The organism is Methylobacterium sp. CCH5-D2 (assembly GCF_001556475.1).
Taxonomy (GTDB): Bacteria; Pseudomonadota; Alphaproteobacteria; order Rhizobiales; family Beijerinckiaceae; genus Methylobacterium; species Methylobacterium hispanicum.
The window spans coordinates 1-3,516 of the sequence record NZ_LSIX01000725.1 but is presented as its reverse complement, the minus strand read 5'-3'; the positions used below and the strand labels follow the sequence as shown (position 1 = coordinate 3,516).

Below are 3,516 nucleotides of genomic sequence, written 5' to 3'. Positions count from 1 at the left end.
ACGGCCTGTGCGACGCGATGTTCCACATGATCCGCCAGAACGCCGCCGGCTCGGTGCACGTGCTCGCGCGGATGCTGGACGTCCTGATCCGCGCCGCGGAGGTCGAACGGCTGACGACACGGCTGTCCGAGCTCGGGCGGCATGCCGACCTCGTCCTGGCTGCTGCGCGGCGCGACGTCGCCGACCCGAGCGACCTCGCCGACCTTGAGGAGCGGCACGCCCGCTTCGTCAGGGTAAGGACCGGAGCGGGTCGATCCGTCGGGTGAACCAGCGTTGGACGCTCGGTCGATGAGGAGCGTGGCGCTTACGGGTCGATTCGTCAGGATCAAGCGACGGCCGTACAAGTTGAGCGAGGGACCGCGCATGACGAGGATCCGATGATCGACAAGCCGAGATATGTTTCGACCCTGGCAGGCGCGCTCGTGATCATCCCGCCGCTGGGTTTCGCAGGAGGCTTGGTGCCGCAGCCGGCCGACGCTCAGGGCGGGGGGCCGGTGGATCGCGCGCGGGCACTCACGAAGGACCGCACCCTGCCCAAGGCAAAGCCCAGCGCGGTCGGGACGCCTCCGATCATCACGAGGAGGGGCTCGTCGGTCCCGGGTACGCCCGCCCCATCGAAGGCGCGCGACGCAAGGAACCGTTGATTGCCGGGGAGCGGTCGGTCGCAGGTCCGGGCGGTTCGTGGCGAGGTGATAGGGACGGTGCTACCGCAAGGCCAGGGCGTCGAACCAGCCGTGTGCGGCGCCGTAGCGGATGATCTCGGCACGGGTCCTCAGCCCGAGCTTCTCGGCGGCCCGCGCCTTGTAGGTCTCGACCGACTTCACGCTGACGTCGATGCGCCGCGCGATCTCCTTGTTGCTGAAGCCTTGCGCGATCAGCCGTAGGGTCTCGGCCTCGCGCGGGCTCAGCGGCTCGCGCCCCTCCGCCGTGCCCGGGCGCCCGTCCGAGCCGGATGTTTCCGCCAGGGCGTGACCGGCGATGGACGGATCGAGGTAGACGCCGCCGGAGGCCACCGCCCGGACCGCCCGGAGCAGGTCGTCCGCGGCCGAGCGCTTGAGGAGGTAGCCGCGCGCGCCGGCCCTCATCAGCGGCTGGACGTAGGCGGCGTCCTCGTGGACCGTCAGCACCAGCACCCGGGTGCCGGGGCACTCGCCCGTCACCCGCTCCGTCAGTTCGAGGCCGTTCAGGCCGGGCATCGAAACGTCGACCACGGCGACGTCGGGTGCGGCGGCGCGGATCATCGGCAATGCCTCGCAGCCGTCGGTGGCCTCCCCGACCAGCTCGACCTCGGGGTCGGCGTTGAGCAGTGTTCGGATGCCCGCGAGGACGACCGGATGGTCGTCGGCCAGGACGACGCGGATACGGTCCATTCTGGTCCCTCTCGTGGGTCAGGCGGCCGGCGCCACCGGGATGCGGACGAACAGCGTGGTACCGACGCCCGGGGGCGCTTCCAGCGAAAGCGTGCCGTTCAGGAGGGCCAAACGCTCGCGGATGCCCGAGAGACCCAGCCGCGGCTCGGTCGGCGTGCGCCCCACGGACGCGGCAGGGCCCGGTTCGAAGCCGACACCGTCGTCCTCAATGATGACCTGGATCTCGTCCGGCCGACGGTCGACGCAGACGCTGACGGTGGCCGCGTGCGCATGCTTGAGGACGTTGGTGAGCGCCTCCTGCACGATCCGGTAGACCGCGCTCTCGACGGCCGGTGGCAGGCGGGAGGCGTCGCCGACGAACTCCAGGTCGGACCGGATGCCGTGGCGCTGGCCCCACTCGCGCAGCAGCGTCGCCAGCGCCTCGCGCAGCCCGAGGTCGTCCAGGGCGGTCGGGCGCAGGTCGACGGCGGCGCGATGGATGTCGCGCCCGACCTCGCCGGCGAGGCGCTGCAGCCACTGGATCTGCCGTCCGGCCTCAGCCGAGCCCCCCTGCGCGTCGAGCAGCCGTTCCAGCCCCTTGAGGCCGAGCGACAGGCCGGTCACCGTCTGGCCGACCCCGTCGTGCAGTTCCCGGGCGATGCGGCGCTGCTCGTTCTCCTGTGCCTCGCCGAGGCGGCGCAGCAGGTCGAGCCGCTCTGCCTCGGCGCGCTTGCGCGGTCCGACGTCCGAAACCACGCCGTAGACGAGGTCGGCGGGGTCCTCCTTCCGAAGCCGGGGTACGCGCCCGGTCAGGCGCACCCACCGCGGCTCCGTGGTCCCGTGCGAGACCCGGAACTCCACGTCGAGGGGCACGCCCTCGGCGAGACTTCGCCGCAGTTCCGCCGCCAGCCGCTCGCGGTCGCCGGTGTCGATCGCCAGAAAGGCGATGTCGGCATCCACAGTCATCTCGCGCCCTTCCGGCACCTCCCTCTCCCAACCCAGGAACTCGGCGGCGCGCCGGGAAGCCGTCACGGTCTCCTCGACCGTATCCCATCGCAGGGTGCCGAGCTCGGCGGCCTCGGCGGCGACCGCGCCCTGCTCCTCGCTCGACCGCAGCGCAAGGGCGAAGCGCGCCTGCTCGCCCGCCCGGCGTTGGGCCATGTCGCGACCGACCAGGCCGACGAGCGCGAGGCCGAGGCCGATGCTCAGCACGCTTCCACCGGCCAGCACGAGGTAGGAGCGCGAGACCGGCGCGTTCAGCGTGGCGACCGGCAGGCCGAAATGCACCGACCAGCCGCCGGTGTCCTTCAGCGTGCGGTAGACGACCTCGATATGCGGCCCCTCCAAGGTGGAGCCGGTATAGAAACCTTGCGGCGCCCGCCGGATGGCCGCCTGCAGGGCGGCGCTGGCCGGATGGCCGAGTTCCTCCGCCTCGGCCCGCGTACGGGCGATGGTGTTGCCCGCCGCATCGACGATGGTGCCGACCCAACCCTCCGGCGCGCCCGCGTCGCGAAGAATCGAGCTGACCGCGTTCGTGGCGAGGCCGACCGAGAGGACATGGCGGAGGTTCCCGTCCCGGACGACCGGCACCCGCAGCGCGATGAGGCGCTTGCCCGAGATCGCCCCGACCGGCCCGATCCCGCCGACCGCCGGCCGCCTCGTCCGAACCAGCGTATCGAAGCTCGCACGGTCGGCGGTGGGTCCGAGTTCGTCGTCGAGGGAGCGGAGCAGGTTCACGACCTGCACGCCGTCAGGGCCGGCGAGTTCGACGGTCTCCCAGAGCGGGTGCTCCTGCCTCAGCCGCTCGGCCTCGGCGTAGAAGGCGGCGAGGTCCGGCCGGTCGAGGCTCGCCGAGGCGGCCTCGGCTCGAAGGACCGCGACCTGCGTCGCGATGTCGGAGGCGACGCGCTCGGCCACCCGGCCTGCGCTCGCCACGGCGGCGCTCCTGGTCAGTCCGCGTTGCTGCTGCGCCATGAGCGTCGCCACCCAGCCACTGAGCAGCAGCACGGGGATGGCGGCGGCCACCGCGAGCGCGACGAAGGTCCGTCCGTTGCCGCGGTGCAGTTCGGGGCGGCCGGCGTCGCCGTTCTCACGTCGGCGGTCATGCGGGGGGGACCGATCAGGGAGGGGCGTCGCGGACGGACCTGCCGGGGAGACCGGCCGAGCC

Annotated in this window: 3 protein-coding genes and 1 pseudogene; 2 read left to right on the top strand and 2 right to left on the bottom strand. The window is 72.4% G+C overall.

The genetic code is table 11. The features are described 5' to 3' along the window. Together AX737_RS19130 and AX737_RS33455 are read left to right on the top strand one after the other, a co-directional pair. Nucleotides 1–266 (top strand): annotated as a pseudogene (locus AX737_RS19130) (DUF2254 domain-containing protein); the annotation flags it as partial. A gap of 111 nt (nt 267–377) precedes the next feature. Next, the gene (locus AX737_RS33455) at nt 378–644 is read left to right on the top strand and encodes a hypothetical protein (RefSeq protein ID WP_156453838.1); all 267 of its coding nucleotides are present in this window, start codon (nt 378–380) and stop codon (nt 642–644) included. Nucleotides 645–704: 60 nt separating this feature from the next. Here the strand turns inward: AX737_RS33455 and AX737_RS19125 are convergent, their stop codons facing one another. Next, on the bottom strand, nt 705–1,370 hold the full coding sequence (locus AX737_RS19125; RefSeq protein WP_066924173.1) for a response regulator transcription factor: 666 nt from the start codon (nt 1,368–1,370) through the stop codon (nt 705–707). Between the two features lie 18 nt (nt 1,371–1,388). Next, the gene (locus AX737_RS19120; protein WP_066924171.1) at nt 1,389–3,413 is read right to left on the bottom strand and encodes an ATP-binding protein; all 2,025 of its coding nucleotides are present in this window, start codon (nt 3,411–3,413) and stop codon (nt 1,389–1,391) included. Nucleotides 3,414–3,516: the final 103 nt, after the last annotated feature.